Source organism: Actinophytocola sediminis, assembly GCF_054779715.1.
The window spans coordinates 1-15,880 of the sequence record NZ_BAAGXS010000019.1; the positions used below are offsets into that span (position 1 = coordinate 1).

15 protein-coding genes are annotated in these 15,880 nt (G+C 73.5%); 13 read left to right on the forward strand and 2 right to left on the reverse strand.

Features of this window, described 5'->3' with window-relative positions; genetic code table 11:
- Positions 1-133: 133 nt before the first annotated feature.
- From ACYVIP_RS11915 to ACYVIP_RS11925, 3 genes are read left to right on the forward strand one after another with little or no spacing between them, the layout of a single operon-like run.
- Complete coding sequence (locus ACYVIP_RS11915; protein WP_460395229.1) at positions 134-553, forward strand: lipocalin-like domain-containing protein; 420 nt, start codon at positions 134-136, stop codon at positions 551-553.
- Positions 546-1,370 carry an amidohydrolase family protein gene (locus ACYVIP_RS11920; RefSeq protein ID WP_460395231.1) on the forward strand — a complete coding sequence of 275 codons (825 nt, stop codon included), beginning with the start codon at positions 546-548 and terminating at the stop codon, positions 1,368-1,370. The genes ACYVIP_RS11915 and ACYVIP_RS11920 overlap by 8 nt, the downstream gene beginning before the upstream one ends.
- Positions 1,363-2,166: an amidohydrolase family protein gene (locus ACYVIP_RS11925; RefSeq protein WP_460395233.1), complete on the forward strand. Its 804-nt coding sequence runs from the start codon at positions 1,363-1,365 to the stop codon at positions 2,164-2,166. The genes ACYVIP_RS11920 and ACYVIP_RS11925 overlap by 8 nt, the downstream gene beginning before the upstream one ends.
- Here ACYVIP_RS11925 and ACYVIP_RS11930 read toward each other — a convergent pair.
- Positions 2,131-3,078, reverse strand: a complete 948-nt coding sequence (locus tag ACYVIP_RS11930) for a LysR substrate-binding domain-containing protein (protein ID WP_460395235.1) — start codon at positions 3,076-3,078, stop codon at positions 2,131-2,133. The two genes, ACYVIP_RS11925 and ACYVIP_RS11930, sit on opposite strands and share 36 nt — an antisense overlap.
- A 118-nt stretch (positions 3,079-3,196) precedes the next feature.
- On the opposite strand from ACYVIP_RS11930, the gene ACYVIP_RS11935 reads away from it, so the two are divergent.
- The 10 genes from ACYVIP_RS11935 (at position 3,197) to ACYVIP_RS11980 (ending at position 15,089) form a co-directional block, all read left to right on the forward strand.
- Positions 3,197-5,479 carry a CaiB/BaiF CoA transferase family protein gene (locus ACYVIP_RS11935; RefSeq protein WP_460395237.1) on the forward strand — a complete coding sequence of 761 codons (2,283 nt, stop codon included), beginning with the start codon at positions 3,197-3,199 and terminating at the stop codon, positions 5,477-5,479.
- Positions 5,476-6,732 (forward strand): amidohydrolase family protein, encoded by a 1,257-nt coding sequence (locus ACYVIP_RS11940; protein WP_460395239.1) that lies wholly within the window; start codon positions 5,476-5,478, stop codon positions 6,730-6,732. The genes ACYVIP_RS11935 and ACYVIP_RS11940 overlap by 4 nt, the downstream gene beginning before the upstream one ends.
- Positions 6,722-7,729, forward strand: a complete 1,008-nt coding sequence (locus tag ACYVIP_RS11945) for a peptidyl-alpha-hydroxyglycine alpha-amidating lyase family protein (RefSeq protein ID WP_460395241.1) — start codon at positions 6,722-6,724, stop codon at positions 7,727-7,729. The genes ACYVIP_RS11940 and ACYVIP_RS11945 overlap by 11 nt, the downstream gene beginning before the upstream one ends.
- 12 nt (positions 7,730-7,741) lie before the next feature.
- Positions 7,742-8,941, forward strand: coding sequence for a uroporphyrinogen decarboxylase/cobalamine-independent methonine synthase family protein (locus ACYVIP_RS11950; protein ID WP_460395243.1), 1,200 nt, complete (start codon positions 7,742-7,744; stop codon positions 8,939-8,941).
- Positions 8,938-9,414 (forward strand): methylenetetrahydrofolate reductase C-terminal domain-containing protein, encoded by a 477-nt coding sequence (locus ACYVIP_RS11955; RefSeq protein ID WP_460395245.1) that lies wholly within the window; start codon positions 8,938-8,940, stop codon positions 9,412-9,414. The genes ACYVIP_RS11950 and ACYVIP_RS11955 overlap by 4 nt, the downstream gene beginning before the upstream one ends.
- Positions 9,411-10,385 carry a methylenetetrahydrofolate reductase gene (locus ACYVIP_RS11960; RefSeq protein WP_460395247.1) on the forward strand — a complete coding sequence of 325 codons (975 nt, stop codon included), beginning with the start codon at positions 9,411-9,413 and terminating at the stop codon, positions 10,383-10,385. The genes ACYVIP_RS11955 and ACYVIP_RS11960 overlap by 4 nt, the downstream gene beginning before the upstream one ends.
- Positions 10,375-11,835 carry a hypothetical protein gene (locus ACYVIP_RS11965; protein ID WP_460395249.1) on the forward strand — a complete coding sequence of 487 codons (1,461 nt, stop codon included), beginning with the start codon at positions 10,375-10,377 and terminating at the stop codon, positions 11,833-11,835. The genes ACYVIP_RS11960 and ACYVIP_RS11965 overlap by 11 nt, the downstream gene beginning before the upstream one ends.
- 1 nt (position 11,836) lies before the next feature.
- Entirely contained in the window at positions 11,837-12,943 is a 1,107-nt protein-coding gene (locus tag ACYVIP_RS11970) for a uroporphyrinogen decarboxylase/cobalamine-independent methonine synthase family protein (RefSeq protein ID WP_460395252.1), read from the forward strand.
- Positions 12,940-13,794, forward strand: coding sequence for a formyltetrahydrofolate deformylase (purU, locus tag ACYVIP_RS11975; RefSeq protein ID WP_460395254.1), 855 nt, complete (start codon positions 12,940-12,942; stop codon positions 13,792-13,794). The genes ACYVIP_RS11970 and purU overlap by 4 nt, the downstream gene beginning before the upstream one ends.
- 68 nt (positions 13,795-13,862) lie before the next feature.
- Positions 13,863-15,089 carry an MFS transporter gene (locus tag ACYVIP_RS11980; RefSeq protein WP_460395256.1) on the forward strand — a complete coding sequence of 409 codons (1,227 nt, stop codon included), beginning with the start codon at positions 13,863-13,865 and terminating at the stop codon, positions 15,087-15,089.
- 26 nt (positions 15,090-15,115) lie between these two features.
- On the opposite strand, the gene ACYVIP_RS11985 is transcribed toward ACYVIP_RS11980, so the two are convergent.
- Positions 15,116-15,877, reverse strand: a complete 762-nt coding sequence (locus tag ACYVIP_RS11985) for an SDR family oxidoreductase (RefSeq protein WP_460395258.1) — start codon at positions 15,875-15,877, stop codon at positions 15,116-15,118.
- Positions 15,878-15,880 lie beyond the last annotated feature (3 nt).

Below are 15,880 nucleotides of genomic sequence, written 5' to 3' on the forward strand. Positions count from 1 at the left end.
CCACCCCGGGCGCGGCGGTGACCGGGGTCGGGCTCGGCCACCAGTTCGTGGTCGTCGGCAACGACGCGACCATGCTCGCCAGAACCGCGCACGGCCTGGTCGGCGCCGTGCGCGACGGGCTGGGGAGTGGCTCGTGAGCCCGGTCGTGGGGACCTGGGCGCTGGTCGCCCACGCCGTGCCGTTGGCCGACCCGGCACACCGGCACCCGCTGGGGCCCCGCCCGCTCGGGCAGCTGATCTACACCGCCGACGGCTACATGTCGGTGCACTACATGGCCGGCGACCGGCCACCGCTCACCTCGGCGAACTGGCGCTACGCGACCGACGAGGAGCGGCTCGCCGCGGTGGGCACCTACGGTGGCTACTCCGGCCGCTACACCTGGCTGGGCGACCGGGTCGAACACCACGTCGACGCGAGCATCAACCCCAGCTGGATCGGGCAGACCCTGGTCCGCGACGTCGAGTTCCATGGCGCGGACCTCGTGCTGTACGTCGGCTCCCAGGACCCGGGGTCGCCGCCGACGCCCGTGCTGACCTGGCGCCGGCGTGGCTGAGCCGGCGCTGGTCGACGCGCACGCCCACCTGGTCACCGACGATCCCGCCTACCCGATGGCGACGCCGGCCCGCCCGGATCAGGTGATGCGGGCGGAGACCCTGCTCGAGTCGTTGCGCGCCAACGGTCTGCACGGCGCGGTCGCGGTGCAGCGGGCACACGTGTACGGCTACGACAACAGCTACGTCCTGGACTCGGCGCGCCGGCACCCGGACCGGCTGCGCGCGATGTGCGTGCTCGACGGGCAGGCGCCGGACGCGGGCTCCACCGTGCGCGATCTCGCCGCCCGGGGGGCCGCCGCCGTCCGCCTGACCGCGCCGGGCGGCAACCAGCACGGCGGCCCGGCTGGCGTCGACTGGTTCGCCGGCGAGCAGGCCCGGCAGGTCTGGGCGGCGGCCGAGGACACCGGCCTGTCGATGTGCCTGCACGTGTACCGCTGGCACCGCGACGACGTGCTGCGCGCGCTGCCCTCGGTGGTGCGCGCGTTCCCCGGGGTGCCGGTGGTGCTCGACCACGTGGCCTCGGTGGACCTGGCCGACCCGGACCTGTTGCTGGCGTTGGTCGACGTGCCGGCGGTGCACGTCAAGGTGACCACGTTGAACTTCGCCCGGCTCGACGACCCGCGACCGCTGGTCGAGTGGCTGGTGGCGCGCTTCGGCGCCGACCGGCTGCTGTGGGGATCCGACGTCACGCAGACCAGGGGCACCCACGCCGAGATGGTGACCACGGCCCGCCGCGCGGTCGCCGGGCTGTCCGAAGTGGACGCCGCGCGGGTCCTCGGGGGCACCGCGGCGCGGCTCTACCGGCTCGATGGGTGACCCGGTGCTGGTCGACACCCACGTGCACCTGTTCACCCGTGCGCTGCCGCTGGCGTCGACCGCGTGGACCGCGCCGGCGGCCGACCTGCCGGTCGAGGCGTTCGAGGAGCTGATGGCCCGGCACGGCGTGACCCACGGGGTCATCTCGGCGATGAGCCTGCTCGCCGACCGCAACGCCTACACGATCGCCGCGCTGCGCCGGAACCCCCGGCTGCGCGGCACGGTCGACGTCGACCCCGGCATCGACCGTGCCGCACTGGCCGCGCTGCGGGAGGAGGGCGTGGTCGGCGTCCGCTTCCAGTGGCGCAGGCGAACACCGCTGCCCGACCTCACCGATCCCGACCACCGCCGCCTGCTGCGCCAGGTGGCCGACCTCGGCTGGCACGTGGAGCTGAACGTCGAACGCGACCGCCTGCCACCGGTGCTCGACCAGCTCCAGCGGTCCGGTGTGGACGTCGTGGTCGACCACTACGGCGATCCCAGCCCGCGCCACGGTTTCGCCACGCCCGGCGGGCAGGCGCTGCTGCGGGCGCTGGACACCGGCCGCGTGCGGGTGAAGCTCTCGGCCGGCTACCGCTTCCCGGTCACCGCCGAGCAGTTGGCGGGCTTCGCCGCGACGCTGCTCGCCAACGCCGGCCCGGGACGGGTGTTCTGGGGCAGCGACGCCCCGTTCGTCGGCGCCGCCCGCCCCACGAGCTACCAGGGGGAGCTGGCGGTCCTGGCCAGCGTCGTGCCCGATCCCGTGCTGCGGCAGGAGATCTCAGCCGGGGCGCACGCCTTCTACTTCGGCCGCTGAGCGTCCAACGGCGGTCTCGCTGAGCAGCCAGGCCCGGAACGCGGTGAACGCGCGGGTGGCCTGGCGGTCGGCCGGGCGGGTCAGGCAGAAGCGCATCAGCGGGCCGACGCCCTGCGCGAAGGGCATGACGAGCTGGTCGGCGGCGAGGTCGGCGGCGACGAACGTGAGCGGGGCGAGCGCGACACCCTGGCCGGCGGCGGCCGCCCGGCAGGTCAGGCTCGAGTCGCCGAAGCCGGGGCCGTGGCGGGCGTCGAGGCCGGTGAGCCCGGCGGCGGCGAACCACCGGTCCCACAGCTCCGGGGAGGCCGCCGAACGCAGGAACCCGTGCGCGGGCAGCCGGGCGACGTCGGCGGGCACCGCGAGCCGGTACCGCTCCCGGTAGGCGGGACTGCACACGAGCACGACCTCGTCGGCGACCAGCACGTCGGTCTCGAACCCCGGTGAGGTCTGCCGGCCGGCGGGCAGGATCTCCGCGTCGACGTCGCCCTGCCCGAAGTCGTCTGGCCGGCTGGAGGTCGTCAGCTCCAGCGCCACCCACGGCTGGCTCTGGTGGAACTCGGCCAGCCGGGGGATGAGCCAGTGGGTGGCGAACAGGGTGTAGGCGCGGAGGTGCAGCGCGTGCTCGCTGCCGGCGCGGCCGGTGAGCTCGTCGGTGGCCGCGCCGATCGCGGCCAGGTGCCGGGTCACCGCCTCCAGGTACCGCGCGCCGTCCGCGGTGAGCCGCAGGCCGCGGCCCTCGTGCTGGAACAGCGCCACCCCGAGCCACGACTCGAGCACGCGGACCTGCCTGCTGACCGCGCCGGGGGTGACCACCAGCTCCTCGGCCGCCGCCCGGATGCTGCCCAGCCGCCCGGCCACCTCGAAGGTGCGTAACGCGTTCAGCGGCGGGAGACGCCTCGGTTCTGGCCGCATGCCGCGAGTGTCCGCGACTGTTGAGCCAAGGTCAACGGTCGCGGGCTTTTCCGTCGTCCCAGCGGGTCCGCCGGCGCCATACGCTCGGCACACGGTCACTGTGGACAGAGGAGGCACCATGGCGGGTCCCCTGGAGGGAGTCCGGGTCGTCGACTTCGGCCACCACGTCGCGGGGCCGCTGCTCGCGGTCATGCTCGCCGACCAGGGTGCCGACGTGGTGCACATCGACGCGCCGGGCAGCCGGGAAGCCGACCGGGCGGCCGACGCGTTCCTCAACCGGGGCAAGCGGCGCATCACCCTCGACCTCACCGACCCCGGTGACCTGGACATCGCCCACCGCCTCGCGACCCGCGCCGACGTGCTGGTGGAGAACTTCCGGCCAGGGGTGCTGGCGCGCCACGGCCTCGACTGGGAGCGGCTGCGGGAGACCGCCCCCTGGCTGGTCCACGTGTCGCTGCCCGGGTTCGCCCCGGACGACCCGCGCGCGGGCCTGCGTGCCTGGGAGGGCGTCGTGGACGCCGCGACCGGCAACTGCCGCCTGCGCGCCGGCGAGGCCCCGGACGGCTGGGACGACCTGGTGCCCACCTACAGCGCGATCCCGGTCGCCTCCAACTTCGCCGCGTTCCTCGGCGCGGTCGGCGTGGTGGCCGCGTTGGTCGAGCGCCACCGGTCCGGGCTTGGCCAACAGGTCTCGGTGCCGCTGTTCGACGCGGTGTTCGAGGCGATCGGCGACGCGGGCGCCTACGTCACCGAGTGGGGCCTGACGCCGCCGCGTCCCATCAGGAGCAACGGCAGTGGCACCTACGCGTGCGCCGGCGGCGGCTACGTGCAGTTCAACCCGATCGGCGCCACCCGCCGGTTCGTTGCCTGGTTCCTGCGGGCCGCGGACCGGCCGGAGTGGATCGACGACCCCGACGACATCGACGACGACCTGCTCCGCAAGCGCCTCACCACGCTGTTCGCCACCCGCACCGCCCAGGAGTGGGAGGACCTCGGGCGCGCGGCCGGCGTGCCGCTGGCCAGGATCCGCACCCCGGCGGAGTGGCTGGAGACCCCGCACGCCCGCGCGTCGGGCGCCGTCACGTCGCTCGACGACCCGAGGTTGGGCCCGACGCTCATGCCGGGCACCGCGCTGCACGTCGGCGCAGACACAGACGCCGGGCCGCGCCCGCGCCGGCTGCCGGACGCGGACCGCGACGACATCCTGCGCGAGTTGGCCGCACCGGCACCCGACCGTCCACTCGGGACAGGCGAGCGCCGCCGCCCGCTGGCGGGGCTGCGCGTGCTGGACCTGACCCAGATCCTCGCCGGGCCCACCGCCGGGCGGATCCTGGCCGAGCTTGGCGCGGACGTGGTCAAGGTCAACGCCCCCGGCCGCACGATCTTCGCCCACGGCGTGGTCAACCGCGGCAAGCGGACCGTCCTGCTCGACGTGCGCGCCGACCCCGGCCAGGACGTCTTCTGGCGACTCGTCGATGACACCGATGTCGTACTGCAGAACTTCCCGCCCGGCACGGCCGAGCGCTACGGCATCGGCCACGACCGGGCCCGCGCCCGCCGGCCGGACCTCGTGCACGTCGCGGTCAGCTGCTACGGCGATGTCGGCCCGTGGGCGGCCGGCCGTGGCTACGAGACCCAGGGCCAGGCGGTGACCGGGCTGATGGCCCGCGCAGGCGGGCCAGACAGCCGGCCGGCCGTGCTCGGTCCGTACAACCTGCTCGACTACGGCACCGGCGTGCTCGCCGCGTTCGGCGCCGCGCTCGGCGTCTACCACCGCGCGGTCACCGGCGAGGGGCTGACGCTGCGCACGTCACTGGCGCAGGCCGGCACCTACCACCAGGCGACCTTCCTGATCAAACACGCCCGCGGCGCGCCCGGCCGCGAACCCGCCGGGCCGATGGCCAGGGGAACCACGCCGCTGCAACGGTTCTACCGGGCCAGCGACGGCTGGTTCTTCCTCGGCGCCACCCTCGCCGACCGCGACCGGCTCGCGGAGGTGGCCGGGTTCACCGTGCCGCGCGGGCGATCGCTGGACATCCTCCAGCCGCGGTTCGACGCCGCGTTCTCGACCATGACCGCGCGCGAGTGGGTGGAACTGTTGCGCGCCATGGGAATCGGCGCGCACGAGGTCGTCGACCTCGCGGAGCTGATGACCGACCCGCTGGTGCGCCGGCGGGGACTGAGTGTGACCCAGGTTTCGGCAGAAGTAGGTGAGGTGACCATGCCAGGCATCGCGTTGTCCATGTCCGCAACGGGTCCGCGCATCGGCGCGCCCGTCGCGCCGGCCGGCACGGACGCCGTCGCGGTGCTCGACCGGATCGGGCTCGGCGCCACCGTCGCCGAGCTCGAGGCCGCCGGCGCGCTGCAGACGGCGGGCCTGCCCCACGGGTGGCGGCGATGACCCCGCCACCGGACCGGGGTTTCGACCTCGTCCTCCGCAGCGGACACGTCCTGGACCCGGGCTCCGGGCTGGACGGGCGCATGGACATCGGGATCACCGGCGGCCGGATCGCGGCCATCGCGCCGGAGCTGGACACCACGGGCGCCGGCCGGATCCTCGACGCGCGCGGCGCGGACCGCTACGTGGTCCCCGGCCTGATCGACATCCACACCCACGTGGCGCACGGCGCGACCACGGCCGGCGTCGGCATGGGCTGCTGTGACCCCGACGTCGTCGGCGTCGGCTCCGGGGTGACCACGCTCGTGGACGCCGGCTCGGTCGGCGTGGCCAACATCGGCGTGTTCCCGGTGCACATCCTGCCCCGCACGCGCACCAGGGTGACCGTCTTCGTGAACGCCGGGCGGTACGCGCACACCATGCCGGGCCCGGCCGACTTCGCCTCCCTGGACGACATCGACGCCCCCGCCATCGCCTCCTGCGTGGAGCACAACCCCGGGCTCGTCGGCGGGGTCAAGCTGCGGCTGGTCGGCGAGCTGGTCAACGAACGCGGCGAGGACCTCGTGCGCCGGTCCTCGGCGATCGCCCGCGAGCACGGCGTGCCGCTCATGGTCCACATCGGCGACCTGAAGGCGGCGCGGCGGCCGAGGCAGGACCGGCTGGGCGAAGTGACCCGCTACTTGCTCGACGCCCTCCAGCCGGGCGACATCCTGACCCACCTGTGCACCCCGAACCCCGGTGGCGTGATGACCGGCGTGACCGACAGCGTCGACGCCACGATCGCGCTGCTCAACGAGGTCCGGGCGCGCGGAGTCGTGCTCGACCCGGCCGTGGGCATGGGCAACTTCGGCTACGCGGTCGCCCGCGAGCAGGCCGAGCGCGGCCTGCTGCCGGACACCATCAGCAGCGACGTCACGTCGATGGGCCAGTCGTTCCACAGCCTGGTGGAGTGCATGGCCAAGTTCATGGCGGTCGGCTACTCCTTCGCCGACGTGGTGGCCATGACGACCGGGCGGGCCGCCGCGGCCATCGGCCGCCAGGACGACCTCGGCGCCATCGCTGTCGGGCGGGAGGCCGACCTGACCGTCCTGGACCTGGTGGCTGGCGACTTCACGTTCACCGACACCACCAAGGCCGCCTTCGACGGCCAGCACGGCATCGTCCCCGTGCACACCGTGCGCGCCGGCGAGCTCGTGCCGCCGGTCTGGGGCACCCACCCGTGGGGCTGGCTGCCGAGGCGGACCGATGACCGCTGACCTTGCCTACGAGGTACTGACCGACTGGGAACGCACGCCGCCGGGACACCGCCACGTGGACGTGGCCGGGGTGGACGTCGACGCCGACGACCGGGTGTACCTGTTGACGCGCGAGGAGAACCGCGTGTTCGTCTACGACCGCGACGGCACCTTCCGCACGACCTGGGGCGAGGGCGTCTTCACCACGCCCCACGGCCTGACCGTCGCCCCCGACGGGACCGTGTACTGCGTGGACTGCGGCGACCACACCGTGCGGCGGTTCAGCCAGGACGGCACGTTGCTGGCGACCATCGGCACCCCCGGCGTGGCCACCGACACCGGGTACCGCCGGGGCGGCGGGACATCCGTGGTGCACAACGTCGAGACGGTCGCCCGGCCGGCCGGGCCGTTCAACGGATGCACCAACCTCACCGTGGCCCCGACCGGCGACCTCTACGTCGCCGACGGCTACGGCAACTGCCGGGTGCACCGCTTCACCCCGGACGGCGAGCTGATCGCGTCGTGGGGCGGGATCGGCATCGGGCCGGGCGAGTTCCACCTGCCGCACGGCATCCTCGCGACGCCCGAAGGCCGCGTCCTGGTCGGCGACCGGGAGAACGACCGGATCCAGGTCTTCGACCTCGACGGCGCGTACGTCACGTCCTGGACCGACGTGCAACGGCCGACCGACCTCGCCGTCGACCGGGACGGCCTGGTCTACGTGTCGGAGCTGTGGCGACCCCGCGGCACCGCCTCGTTCACCCGGGGCGCCACCCCGGTCGACCTCCCCGGCCGGGTCACGGTCCTCGACCCGGCCGGCGGCGTCGTCGCCCGCTGGGGCGCGTCGACCACGATGCGCGGCGCGCCGGGCAACTTCGTCGCCCCGCACGCGATCGCCGTGGACTCCGTTGGCGACGTCTACGTCGGCGAGGTGACCGGCACCTTCGGGGTCCGCGCCGGCCGGGTGCCGGCGAGCCTTGGCGCCCACCAACTCCAGAAGTTCGTCCGAACCACCTGAGGCGGGAACAGCATGCGACGCAACGACGGACACATCAGGACATCGCACGGCGGGAACCTGCCCCTGCCCGCCGACCTGGACGCGCTGCTGGCCACCGAGGACCGCGACCAGCTGGCCGTCGAGACCCGGCTGGTCTCGGCGGTGCGGGAGGTCGTCGGCACCCAGGTCGGCCACGGCATCGACGTCGTCAACGACGGCGAGTACGTCAAGGCGGGCGCCGCGGGCGCCTACACCGGGTACATCAACGCCCGGGTCACCGGCTGGGAGGTGCGCGACGGCGACGCCGCACCGCCGGCCAAGCGGGGCGGGCCAGGCGAGCGGGACCGCGCGCTGTTCCCCGGGACCTACGAGTCGGGCCTGTGGCTGTCGGGATCCGGCGGCGCGCTCCGGCCCGGCTTCGCCACCCCCGGCCGGACCCCACGCCGGCGCGGCACCCGGGTGTGCGTGGAACCGGTGCGCTACACCGGCCACGACGCGGTCGCGGCCGACATCAAGGCGTTGCGGGCGGCCCTGCCCGGCGGGGACACCGAGGGCTTCATCGCCGCGCTCGGCCCGCTCAGCCTCGGCGCCGGCGCGGTGAACGAGCACTACGCCACCGAGGAGGAGTACCTGTTCGCGGTGGCCGAGGTGATGCGCGAGGAGTACCGGGCGATCACCGACGCCGGCCTGATCGTGCAGCTCGACGAGCCGGAGTTCCTGACCACCTGGACCTTCCACCCGGACTGGGACGTGCCCCGGTACCGCAAGTACCTGGAGCTGGCCGTCGAGGTGATCAACCACGCGCTGGCCGGCGTCCCGCTCGAACAGGTGCGCTTCCACAGCTGCTTCGGCAGCGGGCACCGGCCGCACGTCACCGACATCGAGCTGCGGGAGGTCGTCGACCTGATCCCGCGCATCGACGCGCAGTGCTACGCCATCGAGTCCAGCAACGTCCGCCACGCCCACGAGTGGCGGGTGTGGGAGAACGTGACCCTGCCAGAAGGACGGATGGTCATGCCGGGCGTCGTCGGCCACGCGACCGATCTGGTCGAGCACCCGGAGCTGGTGGCCGAGCGGCTGGTCAACTTCGCCAGCGTGCTCGGCCGGGACAACGTGCAGGGCGGCACGGACTGCGGGATCGGCTCCCGGGTCGGGCACGAGGAGATCGCGTGGGCCAAGCTGCGCGCACTCGGCGAGGGCGCGGCGATCGCGAGCCGGACGTTGTGGCCGTGAGCGGCTGGCCGAGGCCGTTCCGGCCACGGATCTCCGCGCGGTGGTCCTACCGCCTCAACGCCGTGCTCGCCCCGAACCGCGCCTACCGGTGGCTGGCCACCCGGCTGGAGCGCAGCCCGCGCGCCTACCGCGCGTTCACCACGGCCGAGCGCGTGTCGAAGGAGCGGCTGTACGGCTGCCGGATGTGCGGTCAGTGCGCGTTGCCGCGTACCGGTTACGCCTGCCCGATGACCTGCCCCAAGCAGCTGCGCAACGGGCCGTGCGGGGGCGTGTCGGCCGACGGCGGGTGCGAGGTGTACCCGGGTGTCCAGTGTGTGTGGGTGCAGGCCGTCGACCGCGCGGTCGCGGCCGGCCATGGCGCCGACCTCGACCTGCTGCAGCGGCCGGTGGACCACCGCGAACTCGGCCGCAGTTCGTGGGTCAACTACTGGCAGGGCCGCGACGACGCGCTGACTGTCGCGGCGCGCCGATGACGGCGGGGCTGCGGGAGGCGCTGGCCGCCGGCCGGTTCGCGGTGACCGCGGAGCTGGGCCCGCCGCGGGGCGCCGACCCGGATGTCCTGGTACGCAAGGCGGAACTGCTGCGCGGGTGGGTCGACGCGGTCAACGTGACCGACAACCAGGGCGCGCGGGTGCGGATGTCGAGCCTGGGCGCGGCGGTCGTGGTCGCGCGCACCGGGGTGGCGCCGGTGATGCAGCTGACCTGCCGCGACCGCAACCGGATGGCGTTGCAGTCCGACCTGCTGGCCGCGGGCGCGCTGGGCATCCCGCACGTGTTGCTGCTGACCGGCGACCACCCGACACTCGGCGACCACCCGGACGCCAAGCCAGTGTTCGACCTGGACGGGATCCAGCTGACCTGGGTGGCGCGCACGTTGCGCGACGGCACGCTGATGTCCGGCGAGCCGCTCACCGTCGCGCCGAGCTGGCTGATCGGCACGGTGGAGAACCCGTTCGCGCCGCCCCGGGCGCACCGCGCCGACCGGCTGGCCAAGCGGGTGGCCGCGGGCGCGGAGTTCGTGCAGACCCAGTACGTGTTCGACGTCCCGGTGTTCGCGCGGTGGCTGGCCAGGCTGCGGGACCTGGGGGTGACCGAGCAGTGTGCGGTGCTGCCCGGTGTCGGGCCGATCCGGTCCACCCGGATGCTCGAGTTCCTGCGCACCGCCGTGCCCGGGGTGCACATTCCGTCCGAAGTGGACGATCGGTTCCGTGGCGTTCCCGCCGACCGGGTGGCCGAGGTGGGGCTGGCGTTGTGCGCGGACACCATCCAGGAGCTGGCCGAGCTTCCCGGGGTCGCGGGCGTGCACGTGATGGCGTTCGGGTTCGAGCACGGCGTGCCGGAGATCCTCGACCGCGCCGGGATCGGTCCACGCGGCACGGCCGACACCACAACAGTCGCCACCACAGTCGCCACCACACTGGAGGGCAGCGCAGATGCTCGTTGAGTTCCGGCCGCACGCGCGGCTGCGCGGAAAACGGCCAGCCGACCTCGGCGCGTCGGTGCTCCCGGTGGTCGCCGCGGTGAGCGAGAGCGACCTCGACCTCGGGACGGTGCGGGTCGTGTGCGACTGGGTGCAGTACCGCGACAACTTCCGCGACGTGGTGGCACTGCGGCCGATCCTGCACGACGAGATCGCGCCGGCCTCGGGGGTCCGGCAGGATCTGGAGATCGCGGTCGACGTGCGCCGGGCCGGGGACCTGCCGGTCGGCGCGCTGACCGCCGCGCTGCTGCACGGGCCGGGGGACCGGGTGCTCATCGAGGACTGGGGCCCCGGCCGCGACAGCTGCGTCTGGCAGTTCAACGCGCTGTACTGGTCGGCCCTCGACCTGTGGGAGAAGGCCACCGGCCGGGGCTACGAGCAGGCCCTGCCCGGCGGGGAGAGCGCCGCGCGCAACCGGGCCGCGGCGGCGGAGCTGATCGGTGAGCTGTTCGCGGTCTGGGACCGTCTCGCCGCGAGCGCGGCGCTACCGGACGAGCTGTACGTCATCGAGCTTGGCGTCGGCAACGGCAACCAGGCCAAGGTGTTCCTCGACGAGTTCCGCGACCTCGACCGCGAGCGCGGCACCGGCTACTACCGGCGCCTGCGCTACCTGATGTGCGACTACTCGGCGCACGTGCTCGACCTGGCCAGACAGACCGTCGCCGAGCACACCGAACGCGTCAGCTCGTTCGCGCTGGACGCCACCCGGCCGAGGACCTCGCTGGGTTTCCTGCGGTACAAGGCGTTCCTGGTCTACATCGCCAACGTCTACGACAACCTGCCGACCGACGAGGTGGCCCAGCTCGGCGGGCACACCTACCGCGTGCACACCCGTGCCTACCTGCCGGGGGAGGCGGCCGCCGAGCTGGCGGCGTCGGTCGGCGCGCGCGTCGAGGAGCTGCCAGGGCTGGTGCACAAGCTGCTGCGGCTGGGTCCGGCGCTGCTGGCCGAGGCGTGCCCCGGGCACGTGCCGGACACCGAGGCCGCGGTGCGTTTCTGGCAGCACACCTGGGCGGCACTGCGGCTGGAGGAACGCTACGTGCCGCTCGCCGGGCTGGACACCTACCCGCTCACCGACACGCTCACCGGGGAGGCGCTGCGGCCGCTGCTCGAGTCCGGCGCGGACGTGCGCATGCACGTGAGCAACGGGGCGGTCGCGAGCTTCGACGACACCCTGACCCTGTTGCACCCCTTCGGGAAGCTGGTGTGCCACGACATCTTCGTCGACGGCGTGGAGGGTTACCGCACGACGTTCCGTGGACCCGGCAAGTACGACGGGTCGGTGGTCAACTGGGTCAACGGCGCGCTGCTGGCCCACATCGGCCGCAAGCGCGGGTTCGACGTGGACTACACACCGTTCCGCCACCGCGCTGGCGGGCACGTCGTGACGATGACGGCGCAGGTGCGGGACTGACATGAGCGAGCCTGCGAGCGAATCAGTGTCACCGACCAACACACTGTTCGACCGGCTGCCGGTGCTGGCGACCACGGTGGTCGGCTCCTTCCCGGTACCGGAGTGGATGGAGCGACTGAAGACCGACCACGCCCGGGGGCGGGTGAGCGGCGCGCAGCTGGCCGACCTGCACGACATGGCGATCAAGGCCGCGCTGCGGGACCAGGAGCTGGCCGGCATCGACATCGTGTCCGACGGCGAGCTTCGCCGGGACAACGACATCGACTACTTCCTGGCCCCGCTGCCCGGGGTCGAGGCCCGGCGGTCCACAAAGGACTTCTACTTCGACTACCACGACCTCGCGGTGACCGCGCCCCTGCCACCGGCCACCGGTGCCGAGCTGGCCTGGCTCGCGGACGACTTCGCCTTCACCGCCGCGCAGACGACCGCGCCGATCAAGTTCTCCTTCACCGGCCCGTACTCGCTGGCCCGCAGGCTGCGCAACCAGGCCTACGCCGACCAGCGCGCGCTGGTGCTCGACCTCGCGCACCGCCTCAACGGCGCCGCACATGCCCTCGCGGCCCGCGGTGCGACGCTGCTGCAGATCGACGAGCCGTTCCTCGCCGGCTATCCCGGCGACGTCGAGCTGGCGGTCGAGGGCGTCAACGCGGTCACCGCCGGTGTGGACGTCAGCTGGGCGCTGCATGTCTGCTACGGCAACCGTTACGCGCGGCCGTCCTGGGAGGGCCACTACGACTTCCTGTTCCCCGCCGTGCTGGACGCGCGGGTCGACCAGCTCGTGCTCGAGTTCGCCCGCAAGGGCTACCAGGACCTGCCGGTGATCGAGAAGTTCGGCTGGGACCGCAAGGTCGGGCTCGGCGTCCTGGACGTGAAGAACCAGGAGGTCGAGTCCGCCGAGACCGTCGAGCGGCGCATCCGCGCGGCCCTGGACCTGGTGCCGCCGGAGCAGCTGGTGATCAACCCGGACTGCGGGCTGCGGAACCTGTCCGGCGCGGTGGCCCGCGCCAAGCTGGCGGCGATGGTCGATGGCACGGCGCGGGTCCGTGCCTCCCTGCGCCCGCTGCCGGTCGTCGAACCGGCCCCGGAGCAGATCGCGCAGGGCGCATGACGGTCATCGGCAGACTCGTGGTGTCCTGTGTGGACGGTCCGGGGATCGTGGCGCGGATCAGCACGTTCCTGCACCGCCACGGCGCCAACATCGTCTCGTCCGACCAGTACTCCACCGGGCTCGCGGACGGCCGGTTCTACCTGCGGGTGGAGTTCCACCTGTCGGCCACCGGCCCCGGACTGGCGGAGCTGGAGCGCGACTTCGCCACCGAGGTCGCGCCGGTCATCGGTGGGGTGTCCCGGTTCCGGGACGCGGCCGCCACCACCCGGGTGGCGGTGTTCGTCTCCCGCTACGACCACTGCCTGCTCGACCTGCTGTGGCGGACCCGGCGCGGTGAGCTGCCGGTGGAGATCGTGCAGGTGGTGTCCAACCACCCCGACCTCGCCGAGGACGTGGCCGGGTTCGGCGTGCCGTTCGCGCACGTCCCGGTCACCAGTGCGACCAAGCCCGACGCCGAACGCCGGGCGCTGGACCTGTTGTGCGGCAAGGTGGACCTGGTCGTGCTGGCCAGGTACATGCAGATCCTGTCGGGCGGCTTCCTCGACCGGATCGGCGTGCCGGTGATCAACATCCACCACTCGTTCCTGCCCGCGTTCGCCGGCGCGGGACCCTACGAGCGGGCCAGGGCGCGCGGCGTGAAGCTGATCGGCGCCACCGCGCACTACGCCACCGAGGACCTCGACGAGGGCCCGATCATCGAGCAGGACGTGGTCCGCGTCTCGCACCGCGCGAGCGTGGCCGAGCTGACCCGCAAGGGCGCGGACATCGAGCGCACGGTGCTGGCCAGGGCCGTGCGGTGGCACTGCCAGCACCGGGTCCTGGTCGACGGCCGCACCACCATCGTGTTCTGAAGATCGAGAAAATCCCTTGCGCCGGCCAATAGCCTGGCAGGAGCCGGCTGTCGGGGGGTGGCGTGTCGATGACCGTGGCGGCGCCGGCCGTCGGTCTGTGGAACCGTAACTTCAGTCTCTTCTTCGTCGCCAGGGCCGTGGCTCGGCTTGGCGACATGATGCTGCCGATCGCGCTCGCCGCCGGGCTCGTCCAGTTCGGGCACGGGGTCGGCGCGGTCGGCGCGGCGATGGCCTCCTTCAGCGCCTGCTTCGCCGGGTTCGTGATCTTCGGTGGGGTCATCGCCGACCGGGTCGACACGCGCAAGCTCATGGTGGCGGCCGACGCCGTCCGGGTCGGCACCCAGGGCCTGGTCGCCACGATGTTCTTCACCGGTCACGTCGTGCTGTGGCAGATCTGCGCCATCGGCATGGTCAACGGCCTGTGCGCGGCGCTGTTCCAGCCCGGCGTGGCCAGCACGATCCCGCGCATCGCCGGCGACGTGCAGGGCGCGAACGGCGCCATCCGCATCGCGGAGTCGGTGATGAGCATCGCCGGGCCCGCGTTCGCCGGCCTGCTCATCGGCCTCACCTCGGTCGGCGACGTGTTCGTCGCGCACGCGATGACCTATCTGGTGAGCGGCGGCTGTCTGCTCGCCGTCCGGCTGCCCGCCGGCAGTTCCCGGACCGCGCCGAGCACGTTCCGACGTGACCTGCGGGTCGGCTGGCACGAGTTCTGGGCACGCACCTGGATGTGGGGCGTGATCATCGTCTGGATGCTCGCCCAGATCACCGCGTTCGGCCCGACCGCGCCGCTGGTCGCCACGGTGATCGTCGTCGACCACGGGGAGACCGCGTTCGGCGTGGTCAGCGGGGTCGGCGGGCTCGGCATGGTGGTGGGTGGGCTGCTGGCCATGCGCCTGCGGCCGGTCCGCCCGCTGCGGGCCGGCGCCATCGCGCTGTTCGGGTTCAGCCTGCAGCCGGTGTCGGTCGGGCTCGACCTGCCGGTGCCGGTGCTGGCCATCGCGTTCGCGGTGGCCGGCGGCGGGGGCGCGTTCTGGGGCGTGATGTGGTCGACCAGCGTGCAGACCCAGGTGCCGCCCGGGGTGCTCAACCGCATCCACGCCTACGAGGTGGCCGGTTCGCTGGCCATGCTGCCGGTCGGTCAGGCGCTCGCCGGCCCGGCCTCGGGGCTGCTCGGCGCGCCGACGGTCCTGCTGACCAGCGGCGTTCTGGGGATCTGCTGTGTCACCGCGCTGGTGTCGGTGCCCGCGATCCGGAACCTGCGCCGGGTGCGGGACGGACCTGTCGGCGCCTGACCGACCGGCGCCGTGCCGCGGCCGAGTCAGCCGCGACCAACGAAGGGCATGGTGGTGGCGGTGAGGACCAGGAACTGGGTGTTCGCGTCCAGCGGCAGCCCGGCCATGAACCGGACGGCGTCGGCGACGTGCCGGGCGTCGAAGGTGGGCTCTGGCCGGACCGATCCGTCGGCCTGGCGCGCGCCGGCCGACATGTTCGACGTCATCTCGGTGGCGGCGTTGCCGATGTCGAGCTGACCGCAGGCGATCCCGAAGGCCCGGCCGTCCAGCGACAGCGAGCGGGTCAGCCCGGTGATGGCGTGCTTGGTCGCGGTGTAGGCGATGCTGCCTGGGCGGGGCGCGTGCGCGGACACCGAACCGTTGTTGATGATCCGCCCGCCCTGGGGCTCCTGGGCGCGCATGATGGCGAAGGCCGCCCGCGCGCACAGGAACGAGCCGGTGAGGTTCACCTCGACGGTCGCGCGCCACGACTCGACGGCCACCTCGTCCGGCGTGCCGACCGGACCGAAGCCGCCCGCGTTGTTCATCAGCAGGTCCAGCCGGCCGAACGCGTGCCGCACGGCGGCGAACAGGGCAGCCACCTGGTCGGCGTCGGTCACGTCGGTGGGCACCGGGAGCGCCCCGAGGTGCCCGTCGGCGGTCTCGGCGAGCGCCTCGGCCCGGCGGCCGGCGAGGGCCACCGACCAGCCGTCCGCGAGCAGCGCGCGGGCCACCATCCGCCCGATACCCGAACCGGCTCCGGTGACGACGGCGACGCGGCTCACCGGTCGTTCCACTCCTGCTGCCATGTC